Annotated in this window: 21 protein-coding genes and 1 pseudogene; 11 read left to right on the forward strand and 11 right to left on the reverse strand. The window is 68.7% G+C overall.

The annotated features are described in order from the left end of the window. Window positions 1–8: 8 nt before the first annotated feature. The 8 genes from ABDK56_RS09225 to ABDK56_RS09260 all read right to left on the reverse strand — a co-directional run bounded on the left by ABDK56_RS09225 (window position 9) and on the right by ABDK56_RS09260 (window position 9,439). Entirely contained in the window at window positions 9–392 is a 384-nt protein-coding gene (locus ABDK56_RS09225) for a DUF2147 domain-containing protein (protein ID WP_349807969.1), read from the reverse strand. A 71-nt stretch (window positions 393–463) separates the two neighbouring features. Further along, window positions 464–3,760 (reverse strand): error-prone DNA polymerase, encoded by a 3,297-nt coding sequence (locus ABDK56_RS09230; protein ID WP_502959288.1) that lies wholly within the window; start codon window positions 3,758–3,760, stop codon window positions 464–466. Between the two features lie 64 nt (window positions 3,761–3,824). Continuing rightward, complete coding sequence (locus ABDK56_RS09235; protein ID WP_349807970.1) at window positions 3,825–5,354, reverse strand: DUF6504 family protein; 1,530 nt, start codon at window positions 5,352–5,354, stop codon at window positions 3,825–3,827. Then, window positions 5,263–5,976 carry an ImuA family protein gene (locus ABDK56_RS09240; RefSeq protein ID WP_349807971.1) on the reverse strand — a complete coding sequence of 238 codons (714 nt, stop codon included), beginning with the start codon at window positions 5,974–5,976 and terminating at the stop codon, window positions 5,263–5,265. The genes ABDK56_RS09235 and ABDK56_RS09240 overlap by 92 nt, the downstream gene beginning before the upstream one ends. Before the next feature lie 90 nt (window positions 5,977–6,066). Further along, entirely contained in the window at window positions 6,067–6,873 is an 807-nt protein-coding gene (locus tag ABDK56_RS09245; protein WP_349807972.1) for an esterase/lipase family protein, read from the reverse strand. Between the two features lie 45 nt (window positions 6,874–6,918). Beyond that, window positions 6,919–7,611 carry an alpha/beta hydrolase gene (locus ABDK56_RS09250; protein ID WP_349807973.1) on the reverse strand — a complete coding sequence of 231 codons (693 nt, stop codon included), beginning with the start codon at window positions 7,609–7,611 and terminating at the stop codon, window positions 6,919–6,921. Beyond that, a complete protein-coding gene (gene serS, locus ABDK56_RS09255) occupies window positions 7,598–8,860 on the reverse strand; it encodes a serine--tRNA ligase (RefSeq protein ID WP_349807974.1) in 1,263 nt (420 codons plus the stop codon). The genes ABDK56_RS09250 and serS overlap by 14 nt, the downstream gene beginning before the upstream one ends. 48 nt (window positions 8,861–8,908) lie before the next feature. Beyond that, the gene (locus ABDK56_RS09260; RefSeq protein ID WP_349807975.1) at window positions 8,909–9,439 is read right to left on the reverse strand and encodes a hypothetical protein; all 531 of its coding nucleotides are present in this window, start codon (window positions 9,437–9,439) and stop codon (window positions 8,909–8,911) included. An 81-nt stretch (window positions 9,440–9,520) separates the two neighbouring features. Here ABDK56_RS09260 and ABDK56_RS09265 point away from each other — a divergent pair, with 81 nt between their 5' ends. Next, window positions 9,521–9,859: a winged helix-turn-helix transcriptional regulator gene (locus ABDK56_RS09265; protein WP_349807976.1), complete on the forward strand. Its 339-nt coding sequence runs from the start codon at window positions 9,521–9,523 to the stop codon at window positions 9,857–9,859. Here ABDK56_RS09265 and ABDK56_RS09270 read toward each other — a convergent pair. Then, the gene (locus ABDK56_RS09270; RefSeq protein ID WP_349807977.1) at window positions 9,856–13,257 is read right to left on the reverse strand and encodes a trifunctional glycoside hydrolase family 18/polysaccharide deacetylase/glycosyltransferase family 2 protein; all 3,402 of its coding nucleotides are present in this window, start codon (window positions 13,255–13,257) and stop codon (window positions 9,856–9,858) included. The genes ABDK56_RS09265 and ABDK56_RS09270 overlap by 4 nt on opposite strands. Before the next feature lie 74 nt (window positions 13,258–13,331). On the opposite strand from ABDK56_RS09270, the gene crcB reads away from it, so the two are divergent. The 3 genes from crcB to ABDK56_RS09285 are packed head-to-tail and all read left to right on the forward strand — an operon-like array spanning window position 13,332 to window position 14,862. Continuing rightward, window positions 13,332–13,700, forward strand: a complete 369-nt coding sequence (gene crcB / locus ABDK56_RS09275; RefSeq protein WP_349807978.1) for a fluoride efflux transporter CrcB — start codon at window positions 13,332–13,334, stop codon at window positions 13,698–13,700. A gap of 42 nt (window positions 13,701–13,742) precedes the next feature. After that, entirely contained in the window at window positions 13,743–14,588 is an 846-nt protein-coding gene (yghU, locus tag ABDK56_RS09280; RefSeq protein ID WP_349807979.1) for a glutathione-dependent disulfide-bond oxidoreductase, read from the forward strand. Next, entirely contained in the window at window positions 14,578–14,862 is a 285-nt protein-coding gene (locus ABDK56_RS09285; RefSeq protein ID WP_349807980.1) for a hypothetical protein, read from the forward strand. The genes yghU and ABDK56_RS09285 overlap by 11 nt, the downstream gene beginning before the upstream one ends. Here ABDK56_RS09285 and ABDK56_RS13150 read toward each other — a convergent pair. Further along, window positions 14,766–15,050: pseudogene (locus ABDK56_RS13150) on the reverse strand (DUF202 domain-containing protein); the annotation flags it as partial. The gene ABDK56_RS09285 and the pseudogene ABDK56_RS13150 overlap by 97 nt on opposite strands. 73 nt (window positions 15,051–15,123) lie before the next feature. Here ABDK56_RS13150 and ABDK56_RS09290 point away from each other — a divergent pair. Genes ABDK56_RS09290 through ABDK56_RS09315 form a run of 6 tightly spaced genes read left to right on the forward strand, consistent with a single transcriptional unit; the run spans window position 15,124 to window position 19,379 of the window. Further along, window positions 15,124–16,146 (forward strand): hypothetical protein, encoded by a 1,023-nt coding sequence (locus ABDK56_RS09290; protein ID WP_349807981.1) that lies wholly within the window; start codon window positions 15,124–15,126, stop codon window positions 16,144–16,146. 52 nt (window positions 16,147–16,198) lie between these two features. Further along, window positions 16,199–16,537, forward strand: a complete 339-nt coding sequence (locus ABDK56_RS09295; RefSeq protein ID WP_349807982.1) for a hypothetical protein — start codon at window positions 16,199–16,201, stop codon at window positions 16,535–16,537. A 59-nt stretch (window positions 16,538–16,596) separates the two neighbouring features. Then, window positions 16,597–18,129, forward strand: coding sequence for a site-specific DNA-methyltransferase (locus tag ABDK56_RS09300; protein WP_349807983.1), 1,533 nt, complete (start codon window positions 16,597–16,599; stop codon window positions 18,127–18,129). Next, window positions 18,089–18,280 (forward strand): hypothetical protein, encoded by a 192-nt coding sequence (locus tag ABDK56_RS09305; RefSeq protein ID WP_349807984.1) that lies wholly within the window; start codon window positions 18,089–18,091, stop codon window positions 18,278–18,280. The genes ABDK56_RS09300 and ABDK56_RS09305 overlap by 41 nt, the downstream gene beginning before the upstream one ends. Continuing rightward, on the forward strand, window positions 18,277–18,510 hold the full coding sequence (locus ABDK56_RS09310; protein WP_349807985.1) for a hypothetical protein: 234 nt from the start codon (window positions 18,277–18,279) through the stop codon (window positions 18,508–18,510). Before ABDK56_RS09305 ends, ABDK56_RS09310 begins: the two co-directional genes overlap by 4 nt. Further along, entirely contained in the window at window positions 18,507–19,379 is an 873-nt protein-coding gene (locus ABDK56_RS09315; RefSeq protein WP_349807986.1) for a restriction endonuclease, read from the forward strand. The genes ABDK56_RS09310 and ABDK56_RS09315 overlap by 4 nt, the downstream gene beginning before the upstream one ends. A gap of 120 nt (window positions 19,380–19,499) precedes the next feature. Here the strand turns inward: ABDK56_RS09315 and lepA are convergent, their stop codons facing one another. Beyond that, the gene (gene lepA / locus ABDK56_RS09320; RefSeq protein WP_349807987.1) at window positions 19,500–21,320 is read right to left on the reverse strand and encodes a translation elongation factor 4; all 1,821 of its coding nucleotides are present in this window, start codon (window positions 21,318–21,320) and stop codon (window positions 19,500–19,502) included. Window positions 21,321–21,406: 86 nt separating this feature from the next. Between lepA and ABDK56_RS09325 the strand changes: the two genes are divergently transcribed. Beyond that, window positions 21,407–22,180 carry a DUF1206 domain-containing protein gene (locus tag ABDK56_RS09325; RefSeq protein WP_349807988.1) on the forward strand — a complete coding sequence of 258 codons (774 nt, stop codon included), beginning with the start codon at window positions 21,407–21,409 and terminating at the stop codon, window positions 22,178–22,180. Window positions 22,181–22,247 lie beyond the last annotated feature (67 nt).

Consider the following 22,247-nt stretch of genomic DNA (forward strand, 5'->3'; position numbering starts at 1 on the left):
GCCGCGGTTCAGCGGACGCGCACCCAGGTCTGGGTGCGGCACAGGAACAGGAACGCGCAGCCCTGCACCTGCAGCATGTCGGGCGAGGGTTGGCGGATCGACCCGCTGGCGTTGATGTTGCGGTCGGCGGCGAAAACCTTGGCGCGCCAGCTGCCGTCGCCCGCGGGCACGATCCCGCGAATCAGCGTCGCGCCGATCAGGTGCGTCCCGCTGCCGTTCATCGCCTTTCGCTGCTGGCTGTCCGACGCCTTGACCACCGTGCCGCACATCGCCGCGCCGCACGGGGCGATGCGGATCGTCATGCTCCCCTTGCGCCACAGCCCCTCGAGCGGGTGGGCGATCGCGGGGGTGGCAAGCGCAAGCGCGGCGAGGAGAATCGAAAAACGGGTCATGCGGAATCCCTAAACGCGATTTGTGGCAGCAATGGCACGCCCCGCTTGCGCTGGCATGAACAGGCTGATTCTCAACGAAAATCGCGGCTCTTGGGAATGCACTGGACGTTGCGCGGGTGGACCATCGGCGGTTTCTGCCGAACTCCGGCCTGAGCGCCCCCGCCATCGCCGTTCGACAGGGTCGAGGGCATCGCCTCCTCGCTCAGCTCTCTCAGCATCGCGGTATCGTCCTCCAGCCTGGCGGCGACGATGTGCACCACCGCCTCGTCGTGCTGGACGATCCCGTGGACGACCATCAGCCGCGCCCCCATCACCGTCCCGCGCTGCGCCGCGAAGCGGTCGGGCCACACCACCAGGTTGGCGACCCCGGTCTCGTCCTCGAGCGTGATGAAGCACACCCCCTTGGCGCTCCCCGGCCGCTGGCGGATCAGCACCAGCCCCGCCAGGCTCACCCGCCGCCCGTAGCGCATCTTGCGAAGCTCGCCCGCGGTGACGAACCCGCGCCCGGCATAATGGTCGCGCAGGAACGACATCGGGTGCGCCTTCAGGCTCAGCCGGATGGTCTGGTAGTCGCTGACGACGTGCTCGCTCAGCGGCATGGCGGGAAGCCGCACCCGCTCGACCTCCCACCCCTCGTCGCGCGCTTGCGCCGCGGCGAACAGCGGCAGGTCGGGGGCCTGCTTCAGCGCGCGCGAATCCCACAGCGCCGCGCGCCGGTCGAGCTTCATCGAGCGGAAGGCGTCGGCCTCGGCCAGCCGCTGCACCGCCGCCACCCCGATCCCCGCGCGCCGCTTCAACTCCTCGACCCCGGCGTAGGGCGTGCTGCCGCGTGCCGCGACCACCCGCGTCGCATCGTCGAGCCGAAGCCCGTCGATCATCCTCAGCCCCAGCCGAAGCGCGCCCTGCTCCAGCGTGCAGTCCCAGTCGCTATGGTTGACGTCGACCGCGCGCACCTCGACCCCATGGTCCTGCGCGTCGCGGACGATCTGCGCGGGGGCGTAGAAGCCCATCGGCTGCGAATTGAGCAACGCCGCCGCGAACGCCGCCGGATAGGCCCAGCGTACCCAGCTCGACACGTAGACGAGGTGCGCGAAGCTCGCCGCGTGGCTCTCGGGAAAGCCATATTCGCCGAACCCGCGGATCTGGTGGAAACAGCGCTCGGCGAAGTCGCGGTCGTAGCCGCGCTCGACCATCCGCTCGACCATCTGGTCCTGCAGCAGGTCGATCGTCCCGCGGCTGCGAAAGGTCGCCATCGCCTTGCGCAACTGGTTCGCCTCGGCCGGGCTGAACTTGGCCGCGTCGAGCGCGATCTTCATCGCCTGCTCCTGGAAGATCGGCACGCCCAGCGTCCGCCCGAGGATCTTTTCCAGCTCGTCGGGCGGGCCGTGGTCGGGGTCGGGGCAGGGAAAGGTGATCGGCTCGCGCCCCTGCCGGCGCTTGAGGTAGGGGTGGACCATGTCGCCCTGGATCGGTCCCGGCCGGACGATCGCCACCTCGATGACGAGGTCGTAGAACTCGCGCGGGCGGAGCCTCGGCAGCATGTTCATCTGCGCCCGGCTCTCGACCTGGAACACCCCCAGCGAATCGCCCTTGCACAGCATGTCGTAGACTTGCGGCACCTCGCGCGGGACGGTCGCCAGCTCCCACCGCTTGCCGTGATGCTCGGCGATCAGGTCGAACGCCTTGCGGCAACAGGTCAGCATGCCGAGCGCGAGCACGTCGATCTTGAGGATGCCCAGCTCCTCGATGTCGTCCTTGTCCCACTCGATGAAGGTGCGGTCGGGCATCGCGCCATTGCCGATCGGCACCGTCTCGGTCAGCGGCCGCTCGGTCAGGATGAACCCGCCGACGTGCTGGCTCAAATGGCGCGGCATCCCGATCAGCTGGCTCGCCAGCGCGATCGTCCGCTTGAGGTGCGGGTCCGAAAAATCGAGCCCCGCCTCGCCGACCCGCGCCTCCTCGATCTCGGCCTCCATGCTGCCCCAGTGGGTCGAGGCGATCGCGGCGGTGACGTCTTCGCTGAGCCCCATCACCTTGCCGACCTCGCGGATCGCGCTTCGCGGGCGGTAATGGATCACGGTCGCGGCGATCCCCGCGCGGTCGCGGCCATATTTGGCGTAGATGTGCTGGATCACCTCCTCGCGCCGCTCATGCTCGAAATCGACGTCGATGTCGGGCGGCTCGCGGCGCTCCTCGGAAATGAAGCGCTCGAACAATAGCTCGTTGACCGACGGGTCGACCGCGGTGACGCCCAGCACGTAGCAGACCGCGCTGTTCGCCGCGCTCCCGCGCCCCTGGCACAGGATCGGCGGGTCGAGCCCGCGTGCGAAGGCGACGATGTCGTGGACGGTCAGGAAGTATCGCGCGAAGTCGAGCTTCTCGATCAGCGCCAGCTCGTGCCGCAACTGGCGCTCGACCTTTTCGGGCACCCCGCCCGGATAGCGCACTGCCGCGCCCGCCCAGGTGAGATGGTCGAGATGCGCCTGCGGGCTCCGCCCCTCGGGCACCACCTCGCGCGGATATTCGTAACGCAGTTCGTCGAGCGAAAAACGAATCGCGTCGGCGAAGGCGCGGGTCGCGGCGATCGCGTGCGGCCAGCGCGCGAACAGCCGCGCCATCTCCGCCGGCGACTTCAGGTGCCGCTCGGCGTTGGGGTTGAGCAGGTACCCGGCGGATGCCAGCGTCACCTTCTCGCGGATGCAGCTCATCACGTCCTGCAACGGCCGCCGCTCGGGCGCGTGGTAGAGCACGTCGTTGGTGGCGAGGATCGTGCACCCGTGCGCGCGCGCCATCCGGTCGAGCCGCTCGATCCGCGCGAGGTCGTCGCCGCGATAATGATGCGCCGCGCCGACATGGCGCAGGCTGGGAAGTGCGGCGACCAGCGCGGGCAGCGCCGCCTCGAACGCGTCGAGGTCGGCGCCGGGCATGGCGATGAAAGCGATCCGCCCGGCCTCGGCCGCGATCTCGCTCAGCCGCAGGTCGCATTCGCCCTTGTCGCTCCGCATCTTGCCCAGGCTCAGCAGCCGCGACAGCCCGGCATAGCCCTCGCGGTCGATCGGGTAGGCGATCAGTTCGGGCGCATCGACCGGGCACAGCCGGCACCCGATCAGCGGGCGCAGCCCCGCGCCCTTGGCCGCGCTGTGCATCCGCACCACCCCCGCCAGCGTGTCGCGGTCGGCGATCCCGATCGAGTCCATCGCGTGGCCGTGCGCGGCCAGCACCAGCTCGATCGCGTCGGACGCGCCGCGAAGAAAGGAAAAGGGCGTCGCGATCCCCAGCTCGACGAAGGCGGCGGGGGCGATCGGCTCGGCCGGCTCGCCGTCGCCCATCGTCAGTTTCTTGCGCGCGAAGCCGGTATATTCGGGCATCAGCCGAGCGCTCCGGTGTCAGGTTCGGATTTCATCCGAGCGCTTTGGTTTGGGGTTCGGATGGTCATCCGAACAGGCCGTGAAGGTACCACACCGGCTCGCCCCCGCGCCCGTCGCCGTGGCGCCCGTCGCGATAGATCCAGAAGCGGCGGCCCTCGCCGTCCTCGACCCGGTAATAGTCGCGCGCCCGCGCGCTCGAGCGCTCGCGCCACCATTCGGGGCCGATCCGCTCGGGCCCCTCGGCGCGAGTCACGTCGTGCACCCGTCGCCGCCACACGAACCGGCGCGGAAGCCCCTCGGGGGTGGCATAGATCACCGCGATCGCCTCGGGCCGGTCGAGCAAATGGTGGGGCAGGGCGCGCCCCCCGCGCCCGCCGTGTGTAGTCCCACCCGGCGTGTCGACCGCGGGGGCCCAGCCGCTCGCCCGCTCGGGCAGATGGCTCTCGCGCGTCACCGGCCGCCGCACCCTGTCGGGCCCCAGCCGGGTGGTCAGCCGGTCGACCAGCCGCGCCACCTCGCGCGATCCCGGCGGCGGGGCGAGTAGCCCGTCCTGTCCGCTCGCCAACGGCTCGGCCCAGCTCGCCTCGAGCACGAAGCCGTCGAACCCGAACCCCGGGTCCATCGTGTCGGTCCGGTCGGCCAGAAGCCGAGTCAGATGCCCCGCCTCGCGCGTCGCCAGCGCGCAGCCCGCGGCGATCGCCGCGACCTCGCCGTCGACCCGGTAGCCCGCCAGCACCAGCCGCCGCGCGCCGAGCTTGCGCGCCTCCAGCTCGGCGACCAGCTTGGGCACCAACAGCGCGAGCGCCTGCGGCGCGGCCTCGGGGTGCGCGACCGGCTCGGCCAGCCGCAGCGAGGCGCGCGGCGGCCGGTCGGGCGGGGTCGCGGTCAGCGGCTCGGCCTTGCGCCCGAGCATCCGGTCGAGCGCGTCGAGCGGGTTGTCGGCATCGCGGAACCGCCGCGCCAGGCTGCGCCGCTCGACCCCCGCCAGCGTCCCGATCGTCTTCAGCCCCAGCCGCTCGAGCGTCCGCGTTACCGCCGGCCCCAGCCGCAGCGCCGCCACCGGCAGCGGGGCGACCTGCGCGGCCAGGTCGCCCCGCTGCCCGCGCGGTGCCCCGCCATAGCGCGCCAGCGCCCACGCCGCCCCCGCGGTCGCCGCGATCGCGGTCTGAACGCTCAGCCCCATCGCCGCGAACCGCGCCTCGACGTCGCGGACCAGCCCCGCCTCGCCGCCGAACAAATGCGCGACCCCGCTGATGTCGATCCGCAGCCCGTCGTCGCCGTCGACCTCGACCAGCGGCGACCATCGTCCCGCCCAGCGCGCCAGCCGGGCGAGCAGCGCCGCGTCGCCGGCGAGGTCCGCCGCCACCGCCTGCAGGCCGGGGTCGAGCGCGCGCGCGTCGGTCAGCCGCATCCCCGGCCGCGCCCCCATCGCCCGCGCGGCATCGCTCACCGCGTGGATCCGCTGCCCGTGCGCCGCCTCGACGACCAGCGCGACCCGCGCCTCAGCCGGCGCGCCGCTCTCCTTGCTCCACCGCTCGATCGCCAGCCGCGGCAACCAGGCGGACAGGATCCGCGCCTGTGCCCGCCGGGTCATGGCCTAGCGTCCATCGCCCGGGCGGGCTCCCCCGCGCCCGGAACAGCTCGGCATCCCACGCCGATGCGCCGGGCGCCTTGGGGTCGAACGGGTTGGCAAGGCTCGGCGCGCTCGCGACCCGCCAGCGCCGCCGCGCCCCGCTGAGGTTGGCGGTGCCGTTGAGCCGCACCAGCCACGCCGCCACCCCGCTCCGCTCGGCGGCGACCGCCAGCCGCCGCGTCGCGGTGAAATCGAGCCGCGCCGGGTCGCCGTAAATCTCCCCCACCACCGCGCTCAGGCCGGGACATCGCAGCCCCTCCTCCATTGCCCACAGCGCCTCGCGCGCGTCGCGCGCGCAGACGTGGATGAGGTCGAGCCCCAGCCCAGGCGGATAGACCCGCCCGCCCTCGAGCATCGCCATCCGCTCCTGCACCCACAGCAGCGGGCGCTCCGTAGCCAGCCACGCGCGCAGCAACCCCGCCCAGCCGCCGTCGCCGGGATGGGCGAACAGCTCGGCCAAGGTCGCCCCGCTCGCGGGCAGCACGAAGCGCTCGCCGACCTCCACCGGGGGCGGCTGCGAAAGGCCCGAACGCCGGCCCCGCCGCCCCTCGACCGAAGGCGCAGCGCCGCCGCCGCCGGCCACCAGGGACAATCCATGGGCCACACGACTCGAACGTCTTTGTTCTTTATTTGTTCTATTTCCCGCGAGTCCGTGGCGGGAGTCAAGCGGCGCTCAGGGCTTGCCCGAAATCTGCGGTTTCAGCCCCGGATCCTTGCCTTCCTGCTCGGTCAGGAAGCGGCGGATCTCGCTCGTCACCCGGCTCATCGTCGGTCGGTCGGCGGTAAAGCCCGAATGGCGGCTCTCGACCTCGATCGCCTTGTCGACCTCGCCCGCCGCGCCGCGCGCCGCCGCCGGGGCGACGATCCCGTCCTTCCTCGACCAGAAGGCCAGCGTCGGCACCGGCGGCTTCTCGACATGGCGGGGAAAGGGCGGGGCGTCGACGTCGTGCCCCGCCTTCCACTCGTAAAATTCGCGAATGTTGGTGTTGGTCTTGTAATCGCCCGAAAAGGGCGAACCGAGCGTCACCACCGCGCGGATCTTGCCCGGCACCGCGTGCGCCAGCTCGCGCGCGAACATCCCGCCGAGGCTCCACCCGACCAGCAGGACCGGCCGCCCGTCCCAGATCGCGTCGAGCCGGCTGGAAAGCAGCTCGAGCGTATCCTTTTTCGCCCCCCCGTTGGTCCCCAGCAGCCACGGATGCGCGCGCCACCCCGCCCGCGCCAGCGCGCGGCGCAGGTCCATCGTCGTCCGGTCGGTCGCCATAAAGCCGGGGATGACCAGCGCCGGCGGCCCGTCCTCGGGCCCGCGCGGCCCCAGCGGCCCGAGCCCCGCCAGCACCCGCGGCAGGTGATAGGCCAGCTCGCTCAGCCGCCCCCAGAACGGCGGCGCGACGCTGTCCGGGTCGAGATTGGCCGGGTCGAGATTGGCAGGCTCGGGCGCGGCGACGGCGTCGGACTTCAGGGTGCGATCGGGCTTCACCCGACCAACCTATTCCGCGCCGCCGCCGAAACAAGCGAGCCGCGCTCAGCCCTCGACCATTTTCAGGAAGCTGTCGATTTCGCGCACCACCGCGCGCCCGGCGCGGCGCGACACGCCGAACGCCATGTGCCCGCACGCCAGCTCGACCGCCCGGTCGCTCTCCCGCGGCAGCCCGCGCGCGGCGGCGGGGGCGACGATCCCGTCGCGGCGGCTCCACAGCGCCAGCGTCGGCACCGGCGGCTTGGCGCTGTCGCGCGCGATCGGCGGCGAATCGACGCTGTGCCCCGCGATCCACTCGTACAGCCGCCAGACGTTGTTCGCGCGCGGGTCGCCCGAAAAGGGACTGCCCAGCGTCACGACCGCGCGCACCTTGCCCGGCGCCGCCCGCGCCAGCTCGCGCGCGTAGAGCCCGCCAAGGCTCCACCCGACCAGCAGCACCGGCGCCTCGAACGCCGCCAGCCGCGCCACCAGCCGATCGATCGTGTCGGCCCGCGCCCCCATGTTCGGCCCCATCCCCCACGGGTGCACCCGAAAACCCGCATCAGCGAGCGCGCGGCGCAGCGCCAGCGTCGTCCGGTCGGTCGCGAGGAAGCCCGGAACGACCAGTGCCGGCGGTCCCCCGACCGGCCCGCGCGGCCCCAGATGCCCGATGCTGTTCGCCAGCCGCGGCACCACCCCCGCGAACTCGACCGTCCGCCGCCACCGCGACGGCGGCGCCATGTCGTCAGAGATACTCATCCCCGCCCATCACCGCGCGCAGCGCTTCGGGCAGCTTCACCCGCCCGTCGGCGGTCTGGTGATTTTCGAGCAGCGGCACGAGGATCCTGGGGGAGGCCAGCGCGGTGTTGTTGAGCGTGTGCGCGAACCGCACCTTGCCCTCGGCGTCGCGATAGCGAAGGTTCGCGCGCCGCGCCTGCCAGTCGTGCAGCGTCGAGCAGCTGTGCGTCTCGCGATACTTGCCGAGGCTCGGGACCCAGCTCTCGATGTCGTTCATCCGGTACTTGCCCAGCCCCATGTCGCCGGTCGAGGTCTCGATCACCTGGTAGGGGATTTCGAGGTCGCGCAGCAGGCTCTCGGCCAGCTCGAGCAGCTTCGCGTGCCACGACGCGCTCACCGCCTCGTCGGCCTCGCACATCACCCATTGCTCGACCTTCAGGAACTGGTGGACGCGAAGCAGCCCGCGCACGTCCTTGCCCGCGCTCCCCGCCTCGCGGCGGAAACAGGGCGAATAGCCGGCATAGGTGATCGGCAGCTTGGCCCCGTCGACGATCTCGCCCGAATGAAGGCTGGTCAGCGCGACCTCCGCCGTCCCCGCCAGGTAGGCGTCGTCGTTCGGCAGCGCGTAGGTCTCCTCGACATGGCCGGGAAACTGCCCCTGGTTCAGGAAGGCCTGCTCGCGCGCGATCGCCGGGACGGTGATCGGGGTGAAGCCGGCGGCCGCGATCTTGTCCATCGCATAGGCCATCAGCTTCATCTCGAGCAGCGCCAGCCGCCCCTTCAGGCAATAGGTCCGGCTCCCCGACACCTGCACGATCCGCGACAGGTCCGCCCAGTCGTTCTTCTCGATCAGCGCGACATGGTCGAGCGGCTCGAAGTCGAACGCGGGCACCGTACCCTCGGTCCGGATGACCGTGTTGAAGCTCTCGTCAGGCCCGACCGGTGCGCCCTCCCACGGAATCCCGGGCAGCTTCATCAGCAGCGCCTTCAGCCCCGCGTCCTTCTCGCCGAGCTCCTGTTCGAGCGCGCCCGCCTCGGCGCCCGCCGCCTTTGCCTCCGCGCCAAGCGCCGCCTTCTCTTCGGGCGCGGCGTCCTTGAACCGCGCGCTGATCGCGTTGCGCGACGCGCGCAGCTCGTCGATCCGCGTCTTGAGGCCGCGCGCCTCGCCGTCGAGCGCCAGCAGCGCGTCGAGGTCGACCTCAACCCCCTTGTCACGGATCGCGCGTTCGACCGCGTCGCGGTTCGCCTTGATGAAATCCAGTCCCAGCATGGTCCGGGTCGTTGCGCGAAACCGCCCGCCCGCGCAAGGGCGCTGGCGTCAGGCGCGGGTCACCCGTGCGATGAACGCCGCGTGCCAGCTTCGCCCGCCGTCGTTCGACCGGTCGATCTCGTAGGTGTGGGCGGTTGGGGTAAAGTCCTTCCACACGCCGCGCATCATCGTCATCCGCCCGTCGACCGGCTGCTGCCAGTGAAACTCGAGCGTGCCCTCGTGCCACTGGCCGACGCCCGCCACCGCGTCCATCCGGCCGGTGTCGCCGTCGGCATAGGTCTGGCTCCACTGGTGCGCGACCGGGTCGTAGAGGAAGATCGTCGCGCCCTGCCAGTGGTCGGCGCCGGTCCCCGCCTCGATTTCCTCGATCCAGCCGCGCCCGCCCCACAGCGGCCGGGCGACCTTGGTGCCGGTCATCGAGGTGAACTTGGTCGGATCGCCGAACGGGTCCTTGAAGACCGTCACTTGCGTCGTCCACTTTCCCGCGGCGAAGTCGAAGTCGTGTGACCCGTCGCGAAGCCGCGCGGCGGATGCGGGCGAGCCCAGCATGGCCAGCGCGGCGAGTATCGCTGTCTTCATCGGCTGAATCCTTTTCCTGATCAGGATGGAGCCGCTATCAGGTCGACCGGCCGAGCCGCCAGAACGCACCTTGAGGTAACCATGGATCAACCCCGCCGGATCAACCCGATCAGCGACTGCCCGCTGACCGCCGCGCAGGCCGCGATCGGCGGACGGTGGAAACTGATCATCCTCTACTTCCTCGCCCAGGAACCGGTTCACTTCGCCGGCCTGTCGCGCCGCCTGTCGTCGGTGTCGGCCAAGGTGCTGGCCGAACAGTTAAAGGAACTGGTCGCCGACGGGCTGGTCGACCGCACCGAAACCGGCCCGGCCCCCGCGCCGGTCGTCTATTCGCTGACCGACTACGGTCGTTCGGCGATCCCGCTGGTCGACGCGCTGCGCCACTTCGGGCGCGGCCATATCGAACGCTTCGGCGGTTAGGCGCTGGCGTCGGCCCTCGGCCTGACCTCGACCGACCCGGTCCGCGCCACGCTGGTCCACCCGACCATCGGCCCGCGCAGCGCCTGCACCAGCGCCTTCAGCACGACGTAATACATCACCTGCCGATAGACGAAGCGCTGCGGCAGCAGCCAGCCGAGCAGCGACCAGCGTTCCTTGCGCTCGAGCGCGAAGGCGATCCCGGCCGCCAGCAGGTCGATCGCGGCGAAGATCAGCCAGAAGGCGAGCATGTGGCCAAGGTCGCCCTGCACGTCCTCATAGCCATGCTCGTGGATCGACAGCGCGGTCTGCGCCAGGTTGACGATCAGCGCGAGGTCGATCACCGGGCTGACCGCCGCGAACAGCAGCTGGAACAGGATCGCCTGCGGCATCCCGATCCACGCCAGCCCGCGGGGCTTGCCGGTCCGCATCACCGCGCCATGCTTCCACAGGCACTGGAGCGTCCCGAACGCCCAGCGGAAGCGTTGCTTGGCCAGCCCGCGAAGCGTGTGCGGCGCCTCGGTCCATGCCACCGCCGCCTGGTCGTAATTGACCGCCCAGCCCTTGCGCTGGATGGCGATGGTGAGGTCCTGGTCCTCGGCCAGCGTGTCGGGCGGATAGCCGCCGACGTCCATGATCGCCGCCTTGCGCCACGCCCCGACCGCGCCGGGGACGACCATCATCGCCCCCAGCCGGGTCAGCGCCCGCCGCTCGAGGTTCTGCGCGGTGATATATTCCAGCGCCTGCCACTTGGTGACCAGGTTTATGCGGTTGCCGACCTTGGCGTTGCCCGCGACCGCGCCCAGCTTCGGGTCGTCGAACCAGCGCGCCAGCCGCGCCACCGTCGTCGGCTCGAACTGGGTGTCGGCGTCGAGCGCGATGACGATCTCGCTGGTCGCATGGCTCAAAGCGAGGTTGAGCGCGCGCGCCTTGCCGCCGTTGGGGATGGTCAGCAACGTGACGCGCGGGTCGCTCCCGAAATGCTCGGCGACCACCGCGCTGGTGCGGTCCTTCGACCCGTCGTCGACGACGATCAGCTGCAATTCGACCTCGGTGCTCGCCAGCACCTGCCGCACCGACCGCTCGATCACCCGCTCCTCGTTATAGGCGGGGATGATGACGGTGACCGCGCGTTTTGGGTCGATCGGCGGCTTGACCCGCCCGATCTCGCGCTTCGCCGCGTTAAGCGCCAGCCCCGACAGCGCCAGCGCGCGCAGGATGCCGAGCGTGATCGCCACCGCGAACAGGATCCGCAGGCCCCGGTCCGACGCGCTCACCGCCTGGAACAGGCCCAGGTCGATCTTCGCCAGCGTCGCCTCGCTCCGCGACAGCGGCGGCATGGCGGCGTCGCGGCTGAGCCCGGCAAGATCGCTGACCGCGACCAGCTGGTACCCGCGCGCGCGAAGCTGGTCGATGATGATCGGCAGCGCCTCGATCGTCTGCTGCCGGTCGCCCCCGGCGTCGTGCAGCAGGACGATCGAATGGCTGCACTGCTGGTCGGTCATCTGCGCGCACTGCTCGTCGCTCATCCGCACCCCCGGCGGCGACAGCGCGACCCCGTCGAGCACGTTCTTGACGATCGCCGCGACCCCCGGCCGCTGCCAGTCCTCGGCGTCGACGTGAAGGCCGACGGTGATGTAGCCGCGGTTCTGCGCCGCCAGCACCGGTCCCAGTTCGTCGGCGGTGGTCGGCTCGGCGTCGCCGAAATAGGGCGGGCGGAACAGCTTGAACGACCGCCCGGTATAGGCCTGGAACAATCGCTGGTTGGCATTCAGCTCGAACAATGTCTGCGCGCGCGGGGTCGTCGCCAAATTGGGGTGGGTGTAGGTGTGGCTGCCGACCTCGTGCCCCTCGTCGACCATCCGCTTCATCAGCCCGCGCTCGGTCAGCATGTTCTCGCCGACGACGAAAAAAGTGCCGGGGACGTGCTTGGCCTTGAGGATGTCGAGGATCTGCGGGGTCCACTTGGGGTCGGGCCCGTCGTCGAAGGTCAGCGCCACCACGCCCGGTCGGTAGCCGGTCCGCCGCACCACCCACGGGCGCGGCATCGAGGAGAAGTCGGCGCTTTTCACCAGCCCGTCGGTCCCGACGGTCACCCGCCGTTCGCCGGCGGTTGGGGTGGCGGCAATGCGCAAGATCTCGCCCGGTCCCTCGATATCGACGTTCGATCCCGCCGGAAGCTGCTCGACCCCGGCCAGGCTGGTCCCCGCGCCGCGCCCGAACACCTGCCACAGCGCCGGGTCCTCGGCCCCCATCCGCCACAGCGCGACCTGCTTGATCCCCGCGCGGCGAAGGTAGGTGATCTCGTCGGCGGCGCTGACTGCGTCGAGGATCCACACGACATGGTGCCCGTCGTCGTCGTCGTAGGCGAAGCCGCTGTTGCCGCTCGCCGGATCGAACATCGGCTTGGCGTCGCTTTCGGCGGCGGTCTGCCACGCCTCCTCGACCGTATCGACGTCGGCGGTGCCGCCGTGCCAGTCGTAGGCATAGTTGCCGATGGTGACGACGATCTTGGACACCGGGATCCCGCGCACCGCGTCGGCGATCGAGCGGAGCCACCACTGGCGGCTGGCGATCGGCCCCGGCGGGTCGCTGTCCGAATGCTCGTCATAGGCCATCAGGAAGACCTTGTCGGCGAACTGGGCGAGCGCGGTGTAATTGTTGCCCTCGCCGACCGGTACCGCGACCCCGATTACCCAGCCGCGCGGACGGAACTTGACCCGCGCGTCGGCCAGCAGCGCGCGATAGGCCGGCTGGTCGCCCGGCGCGACCTGCTCGAGGTCGAAGATCAGCCCGCCGGCGTTGTTCGCGGCGAGGTAGGCGACGATCTGATCGACCAGCCGCCCGCGCGCCGCCTTGTCGCGCAGCAGCGCGCCGACATTGGCGTCCCATTGCCCGTTGACCGCGTTCTGCAGCACCGGGACCACCAGCGGCTTGTGCTTCGACGCGTTGATCACCTGCCGCGTGTCGGGATCGGCCAGCTGGTTGAACTGATGGTTGGGCCCGGTCACCGTCAGCCACACCGGCGCTACCCAGTCGAGCCGCTCGATGTTGCGCGATAGCGACGATACGCTCTCGGGGTCCCATGGCACGGTGAAGCCGACCGCCAGCGCGCCGCCCGGCTGGGCATGGCGGGGGTGCGCGCTCGCCGGGAAGAACAGGTCGCGGATCGCGCGCTGGACCGCCTTGCCCCCGCGCGCCACCGCGCTCGACGTCGGCGGCGGCGCGGCGCGGCTGTTCTCGACCGCGACCGGCAGCACCGCCCCCGGCGGCGCCAGCTCGATCGTCGCCGCCAGCGCGATCGCCGACACCAGCAGCAGCGCGATGAACAGGCTCAGCCCCAGCCGGAACCGCTTCTTGCGACGACCGGTCGGATCGAAGAAAATGGGACGCTCGGCCACTTCGCGATTCCTTTGCCCGTCGGGACTTGGCCGACTAAGGATTGCCCCATGAACCGCCGCTTTCGATTTTTCCAGTGAACAGTTTCTTGCTCGTCTTTCTCGGCGGCGGGCTCGGCGCCGCGGCGCGCCACGGGGTCAACCGGCTCGGCCTCGCCACGCTCGGCCCCGGCTTCCCGTGGTGGACGGTGGCGATCAACCTGCTCGGCTGCCTCGTCATGGGGATGACCGCCGGCCTGTTCGCGCGAAGCGGCGCCTCGCCCGACACCCGCCTGTTCCTCACCACCGGCGTGCTCGGCGGCTTCACCACTTTTTCCGCCTTCAGCCTCGACGCGCTGACCCTGTGGCAGCGCGGGCAGCAGGGCGCCGCGGTCCTCTATGTCGCGCTCTCGGTCGTCTTGAGCCTCGCCGCGGTCGCCGTCGGCGCCTTGCTGGTTCGCGCCTGACTCCCCATCTGCCGGTCTCGCGTTGCAAAAGGAGACCGATCCATGCCCGTCACCGACCCCGGCGAAGTCTGGCAGTTTGAGGAAGGCAACGGCGGCGCCTTCGCCGCGATCAACCGCCCCACCGCCGCCGTCCGCGCCGAACGCGACCTCCCCCAGGGCGACCACCCGTTCCAGCTCTACTCGCTCGCCACCCCCAACGGGCAAAAGGTCACCATCCTGTTCGAAGAGCTGCTCGCCACCGGCCACGAAGGCGCCGAGTATGACGCGTGGCGGATCGACATCTCGAACAGCGACCAGTTCGGCTCGGGCTTCACCGCGCTCAACCCCAACCAGAAGATCCCCGCGCTGCTCGACAACCGCGACCCCGCGCGCCCCGTCCGCCTGTTCGAAAGCGGCAGCATCCTCGTCCACCTCGCCGAGGCGTTCGGCGCCTTCCTCCCCGCCGACGGTCCGGCGCGCGCCGAAACGCTCAACTGGCTGTTCTGGCAGATGGGCGCCGCGCCGATCCTCGGCGGCGGCTTCGGCCACTTCTTCGCCTACGCTCCCGAACGCTTCGCCTATCCGCTGAACCGCTACGCGATGGAGGTGAAGCGCCAGCTCGACGTCCTCGACCGCGCGCTGGAGAGCCGTGAGTTCATCAACGGCGAGAATTACAGCATCGCCGACATCGCGCTCTGGCCGTGGTACGGCGGCCTCGCGCTCGGCACCTCCTACAAGGGCGCCGACACTTTCCTCGCAACAAGGGAATATTCCAACCTGGTTCGTTGGGCCGAGTCGATCGCCGCCCGCCCCGCGGTCCGCCGCGGCAAGCTGGTCAACAGCCCCGACCTCCACGATCGCCATTCCGCCGCCGACATCGACGCCGCGCTCGCTAAGGATGGCGGGTAACCACCAGCCCCACCTCCACCGCCACCGACACCAGCGCCATAAACCCGAAAAGCCGATCAGCAGCGGCGGCCACAACCGGCTGACGTCGGGCTCGGGGCTAACCTTTCCGGTCATTTCGCGCCATACCGCCGCGATGAAGCAGAACGCCGCGAAGCCGCCCAGCACCAGGCTCGTCGCCATCGCCAGCCACGGCGCGACCACATCGGCCAGCAGCGCCCCCGCGCCGACCGCGCTTGCCAGCGCCGCCAGCCCGGTCCGCATCCACGCCGCATAGGTCCGCTCGCCCGCCAGCACGGTGCGATCGCCCGCCAGCACCGTCCGCCGGTCGGCGCTTTCCTCCTGTCGGTGCTGGCTGTCTTCCTGCCGCCCGACGCTCCGCTCCTGGCGCAGCTGGCTCTTCGCGCTCACCTTGCTCGCGGCGACGACCGTCTTGGCGGCTTCTTCCCTCGCTTGCTCGGCCATCCCTCCCCAACCCGGGCGCTCACGAAAAGTTTCGCTGTCCTACAGCCAACCATTTGGGTTAGCAAATCGAGTCATGGACAAACCAATCCCGGTCATTTGCGAGGTCTGCCGTGCGTCCGGCCACCTCGCCGAGCCGCAGTTCGCCGGTTTCGCCGAGCTGCTCGATTTCACCCCGGTCCCGCTGCGCGCGCACAACCGCAACTGGACCCCGGCGCACCAGCGCGGCTTCATCGCCGCGCTGGCGATCACCGGCTCGCCCAACCAGGCGGCGCGCGCAATCGGCCGCTACCCGTTCGGCGCCGAACGCCTCCGCCAAAAGCCGGGTGGCGCCTCGTTCGCGCTCGCCTGGACCAACGCGCTCGACCTCCATCGCCAGCGCGAGCTGGCCGAGATGGGCACCCATTTGACCGCGCTCGCCGATCGCACGCGCGAAGCGGCGCTGCGTACCCGCTCGGTGTTCGAAGGCCGCGGCCACGGCGGCGGCGGAAGCGGCAGCGCCTGTGACGATGACGAGATCGCCGCCGAGGAACTGGCCGCCGAGGCCTATGCGCGGATCGAATGGCGCCTGCGCAAGGCGCGCGAGCTGTTCCTGTGCTCGATCGCCCACGACCCGGCCAGGCGCCGCGCCTGGACCCGGCTGGTCGGCCCGGTCGACTGGAAAACGCTCGGCCGCCCCGGCGCCCCCGACCCGGTCTCGCCCGCCCACCCCAACATGGGCGACGGCGACATGGTCATCACCGCCCAGGCCGGCTTCCTGCCCCAACTCTCCCCCAGCCTGCCCGACGCCTTCCTGTCCTTCAAGGCCGAGGTCGCGGCCGAGCTGAAGGCCCGCGAAGCCACCCTCGACCGCGACCAGCACGCCGACCTCGCCTACTTCCGCGAGGGCCTGGCGAGGGCGGGCTGGACCGAACAGGCCGACGGGAGCTGGGTGGCGCCAACGCCAGCGCCGCCGAGCAGGACGAAAGCGAAGCGCAGCAAGCGTCGTTCTGTCGAAGAGACGGCGCGCGCCGGCGGAGCGACCCAAGGTTCCGGCGGCGCGAAGCGTCGCGGGAATGGGAGCGGAGGTCAGCCTGCGCCGAATAGGCGACAGGACTGACGACGCGGATTTACTCCGCGTCGGCCCGCCAGCGAAAGAGGCGACGCCGCCCATGAAACTCACCCACGAACAACTCATCGCCGCCGCCCTCGCCGCCGGCCACCAGCGCCGCGCCCCGAACCAGCGCACCTACCGCCTCAACAGCCCCGAAGCCTACGCCGCGCTCGCGGTGCCCGAGCATCGGCGCGCGCGGCGGCTGGATTGGTGCGAGCGGGCGCTGTGCGATGACGAGCTCGACCGGCTGATCGTGCCGTGGGAGATGGCACCGAGGATCGGCGGGGAGGTGGTGGAGGTGCTGGCGGCGGAGTTGGCGGAGGCGCTGGCCAAGGCGCAATGCGAATGGCGGGTGTTGGTGGGGCTGGGGCTGATTGGCGGAGAGGGGAACGACTAATCTGCTGGACGCAGACTCACGCCTTCGGCATCGTGTGCTTGCCGAGTGTGGGGGAATGCGTGAACAAGCTGTTCTACGGCGACAATCTAAACGTGCTGCGCGACCATATCGCGGACGAGAGCGTCGACCTCATCTACCTCGACCCGCCGTTCAATTCGAACGCCAACTACAACATCCTGTTCAAGTCGAAGACCGGTGACGGTTCGGACGCACAGATCGAGGCGTTCGAGGATACCTGGCACTGGAACGACCATGCCGAGGACGCCTTCGATCAGGTGATCCGCAGCGGCAACACCGCCGCCGCCGAACTGCTCCGCGCCATGCGCGGCTTCCTCGGCGAGAACGACATGATGGCCTATCTGGCGATGATGGCGATCCGCCTGATCGAATTGCATCGGGTGCTGAAGCCGACGGGGAGTCTCTATCTTCACTGCGATCCGACGGCGTCGCATTATCTGAAGCTGTTGTTGGATGGGGTGTTTGGACCCGTCGGTTATCGCACTGAGATAAGTTGGAAACGATCCTCTGCGCACAACGACGCCAAGCAAGGTCGTACGCAGTACGGCAACATTCGAGATACAATATTTTTCTACAGCAAATCGTCGGAGTGGACGTGGAATTGGCTCTACACGGACTACGATGATGCCTACAAAAATTCAGCATACCGGCTGATCGATGACAATGGGCGCCGATATCGCCGAGACAATCTCACGGCCGCGAAGCCGGGTGGGGATGTAAGCTATCTTTGGCCAGTTAAGCGACTTTTGGGAAGTACTTGGGAAGCCGACCTAGACGACGAGTTTAAGAAGCCCCTTGATGGATGGGAATATAAGCAAGTCCCACCATACAATCGTCGGTTTTGGGCTTACTCTAAAGCCAACATGCGAAAGTTCGCGAGCGAGGATCGTCTCGCCTATGCATCGAGTGGCATGCCAGAATACAAGCGTTTCTTGGACGAAATGCCAGGCGTTCCCCTTCAGAATAATTGGGAAGACATTCCGCCCGCAGTTGGCAACGAGAGCTTGGGATACCCCACGCAAAAGCCAGTCGCACTCCTCGAACGCATCATCGCCGCCTCCTCCAACGAGGGGGATATCGTGCTCGACCCCTTCTGTGGTTGTGGCACGGCGGTCGATGCCGCACAAAAGTTGGGTCGACAGTGGATCGGGATCGACGTCACCCACCTCGCCATTTCGCTGATCGAAAAGCGCCTGAAGGATCGCTATCCCGACATCCAGTTCACCGTCGAAGGCACGCCCAAGGACCTTGCCAGTGCGCAGGACCTCGCCGAACGCGACAAATACCAGTTCCAGTGGTGGGCGGTGTCGATGGTCGATGCGCTCCCCTTCGGCGGAAAAAAGAAGGGGGCCGACGGCGGCATCGACGGCATCATCTATTTCAAGCCCGACGGCAAGCGCACCGAAAAGGCGCTCGTCTCGGTCAAGGGCGGCGGGAAGGTCGACGTCAAAATTACGCGACCTCCACAGCGCGATGGAGCGCGAGAAAGCGCCCATCGGCGTCTTCGTCTGCGCCGCTCTCCCGACCCGCCCGATGGAAACCGAAGCCGCCGCCGTCGGTCGCTTCGAGGATGAATGGGGCCGCACCTACCCCCGCCTACAGATCATCACGCTGGCCGAACTGTTCCAGGGCAAGAAGCCCGACATCCCCTTCGTCGACCCGGCCAGCGTCAAGCGCGCGAAGCGCGAAGATGGCAGCGCGGGTAAGCAGGGAAATTTGTTGTGAAGCGAAGCGGTGGCGTGGCCGGACGGCCTTTCTATCATTATTCGATCGATGAGATGGAAGCGCACGTGAAGAAGGTCGGAGATCTCAGCGATTTGAAGGCGCTTCGTGCAGAACTGGGCTTCCGAAAAAGCAAACGCGCAAGGGAATTGGACGATCTTCTCGCGCGGCTGCACCATTCTTGGACGGACAGTTTCGACCCCGGAGCTGGCGAAAAGGGCACCGACCGATGAGCATCAAGGACCTTCGCAAAGATGATTTCTATCTGCCGGTTTTGCGGGCACTGGATGAACTCGGTGGGTCCGGACAAGTTGAGGAGATCGACAACCGCGTCATTGAACTCAAGCAATTGACGACTGCCGATCTGGAGACTCGCTACGACAAGAGCGGCGCCTTGATGGTGCCGGACAAAATCAGCTGGGCCCGATCTTACCTGCGCGAAGGCGGGATGGTTGAAAGCGAAGGGCGCGGGCTTTGGGTTCTCACCGACAGAGGGCGAGAAAAGCTTGGCGCCGGAGAAGCAGCGATTCGGGAGGCCGTGAAATCGGCCATGAAGGAATATAACAAGCGATATCAGGAGAAAAAGGCAGAGAAGAAATCCGAGAAGCCAGTCTTCGTCGAGGATGCAAACGTGCCCGATGATGCCGCTTGGACGGATACGCTTCTCGCAAAGGTTCAATCAATAGAGCCGTACGCCTTTGAGAGGCTTTGTCAGCGTCTTCTCCGCAAGGCTGGGTTTACGCAGGTCGAGGTAACCGGCAAATCTGGCGACGGCGGGATAGATGGGAAGGGCGTTGTTCGCGTAAACCTTGTCTCTTTCCATGTCCTTTTCCAGTGCAAGCGATACCAAGGATCGGTAGGCTCAAGCACGGTCCGGGACTTCCGCGGCGCCATGCAAGGTAGAGCCGACAAGGGCCTTATTATCACCACTGGCACGTTTACTCCTGACGCGCGGAAGGAAGCGACGCGCGACGGTGCACCGGCAATCGATCTGATCGATGGGCAGACCTTGTGTCTTCTATTGAAGGACAATCGTCTGGGAGTTCGTGTAGAGATGGTCGAGGAAGTGACAATCATCGATGAGTTTTTCGACGAGATTTAGCCGTCACGGAGTAAATCCGTGACGTCGAACGGGCTGGCCTTCGGCCACCCGCCGGCCGGGTCGGCATAGTCTCTTCGCCTAAGCTCACGATTGCTGGCGCAATCGCTCGCTTAGGCTCGGCTATTCTTCACCCATCCGCAGCGCAGCGATGAACGCCTCCTGCGGGATCGACACGTTGCCGTATTCGCGCATCCGGGCTTTGCCCTTCTTCTGCTTCTCCAGCAGCTTCCGCTTCCGCGTCGCGTCGCCGCCGTAGCACTTCGCGGTGACGTCCTTGCGCATCGCGCTGATCGTTTCTCTCGCGATGACCTTGCCGCCGATCGCCGCCTGGATCGGGATCTTGAACAGGTGCCTCGGGATCAGCTCCTTCAGCCGCTCGCACATCCCGCGCCCGCGCGCCTCGGCGGTGCCGCGGTGGACGATCATGCTGAGCGCGTCGACCGGCTCCTCGTTGACCAGGATGCTCATCTTGACGAGGTCGCCCTCGCGATAGCCGATCTGCTCATAGTCGAAGCTGGCATAGCCCTTCGAAATGCTCTTCAGCCGGTCGTAGAAGTCGAACACCACCTCGTTGAGCGGCAGCTCGTACTTCACCTGCGCGCGGTCGCCCACGTACGTCAGCTGCGTCTGGATCCCGCGCCGGTCCTGGCACAGCTTGAGGATGCCGCCGAGATATTCGTCGGGGGTATAGATGGTCGCCGCGATCCACGGCTCCTCGATGCTCTGGATGCGGTTGGGGTCGGGCATGTCGGCCGGGTTGTGAAGCTCGATCGTCTTCGCATCCTCGTTCTTCGTGTGCCCCAGGTGCATCCGGTACACCACGCTCGGCGCGGTGGTGATGAGGTCGAGGTCATATTCGCGCGTCAGCCGCTCCTGGATGATCTCGAGGTGGAGCAGCCCCAGGAATCCGCAGCGGAACCCGAACCCCAGCGCCGCGCTCGTCTCGACCTCGAACGAAAAGGACGCGTCGTTCAGCCGCAGCTTGTACAGGCTGTCGCGCAGCTTCTCGTAATCGGCGGCGTCGACCGGGAACAGCCCGCAGAACACCACCGGCTGCACTTCCTTGAAGCCGGGCAGCGCCTCGGCGGCGGGGCGCTTGACGTCGGTGATCGTGTCGCCGACCGCGGTCTGGCTGACTTCCTTGATCTGCGCGGTGATGAAGCCGATTTCGCCCGGCCCCAGTTCGGGCAGCTCGACCCGCTTGGGCGTGAAGCAGCCGACCCGGTCGACCAGGTGCTGGGTGCCCGCCTGCATGAACTTGACCTGCTGGCCCTTGCGGATCGCCCCGTCGATCACGCGGACGAGGATGACCACGCCGAGGTAGGGGTCGTACCATGAATCGACCAGCATCGCCTTCAGCGGCGCGTCGCGGTCGCCCTTGGGCGGCGGGATCTTGTCGATGATCGCCTGCAGGATCTCGTCGATGCCGATGCCCGACTTGGCGCTCGCCAGCACCGCCTCGCTCGCGTCGAGCCCGATGATGTCCTCGATTTCCGCGCGCACCTTTTCGGGTTCGGCGGCGGGCAGGTCGATCTTGTTGATCACCGGCACGATCTCGTGGTCGTGCTCGATCGACTGGTAGACGTTGGCCAGCGTCTGCGCCTCGACCCCCTGCGCCGCGTCGACCACCAGCAGCGCCCCCTCGCACGCCGCGAGCGAGCGCGACACTTCATAGGCGAAGTCGACGTGGCCCGGCGTGTCCATCAGGTTTAGCTCGTAGACGTCGCCGTTGGAATCGGGCCATTCCAGCCGCACCGTCTGCGCCTTGATGGTGATCCCGCGCTCCTGCTCGATCTCCATGTTGTCGAGCACCTGCCCATGCGTCATCTCGCGCTCGGACAGCCCGCCGGTCCGCTGGATCAACCGGTCGGCCAGCGTCGACTTCCCATGATCGATGTGGGCAATGATGCTGAAATTGCGGATTCTACGAAGCTCGGTCATTTGCGGCGGGCGCTAGCAGGGTGGGGGGCGGCTGTCATCTGGGGGAACCGTTGGCGGGCGCGCGGCGTCTGCCCGGGGTGGAGAAAGTGTCGCTCAAAAGCTGGTTTCGCCTCGGCCACGTCGTGCGCGGGGTGGTGTGGGTCGCGCTCGGGCTGGTCGCGCTCGTCACCCGCCGCGCGATTTCGCCCGACGGCGTGGTCGAGGCGATGCGCGACCTGCCGCTCGGCGGGGTGATCCTGGCGGTGGCGATCGTCGGACTGGTCGGGATCGGGCTGTTCCGGCTGGTCGAGGCGGCGTTCGACCTCGACCATCGCGGCGACGGCGTCCGGCCGCGGCTGCAGCGGCTCGGCCGCGCGATCGGCGCGCTCGGCTATCTCGCGCTCGCCTGGTTCGCGCTGCAGCTGTTGCTCGACGGAACCGCTGCCACTCCCAGTTCGACCGCGACCGCGCACGACGTCCGCGCCGCGCCGGGGGGCGGGCTGGCGATGATCGCGCTCGGGCTGGTGGTGATCGGCGCGGCGATCGGCCAGTTCGCGACCGCGGTGACCGCGCGCTTCATGCGCTGCATGCAGGACGATACGCCCGGCTGGGCCTGCTGGCTGGGCCGCGCCGGCCACGCCGCGCGCGGGGCGGTGTTCCTGGTCGTCGGCTGGTCGATCCTTCGCTTCGGGCTGGGCGGCCAGCACCTGCGCGACTGGCGGCAGGGGTTCGCCGCGATCGGGCGTCATCCCACGCTGTTCGTCCCGGTCGCGATCGGGCTGGCGCTGTTCGGCGCGTTCAGCCTGGTCGAGGCGCGCTACCGCCGCTTCCCCGAGGACCGGAGCGTCAGGCGCAAGATCGGCGACGCGCTCCCCGGCTGAATTCCGTCCGCCCCGGCTGTTTTCCGCAGGAGCGGGGTCGGGCTCGACGAAGGGAATTGCATCGCGC

It is taken from the genome of Sphingomonas sp. ASV193, assembly GCF_040203355.1.
Classification (GTDB): domain Bacteria; phylum Pseudomonadota; class Alphaproteobacteria; order Sphingomonadales; family Sphingomonadaceae; genus Sphingomicrobium.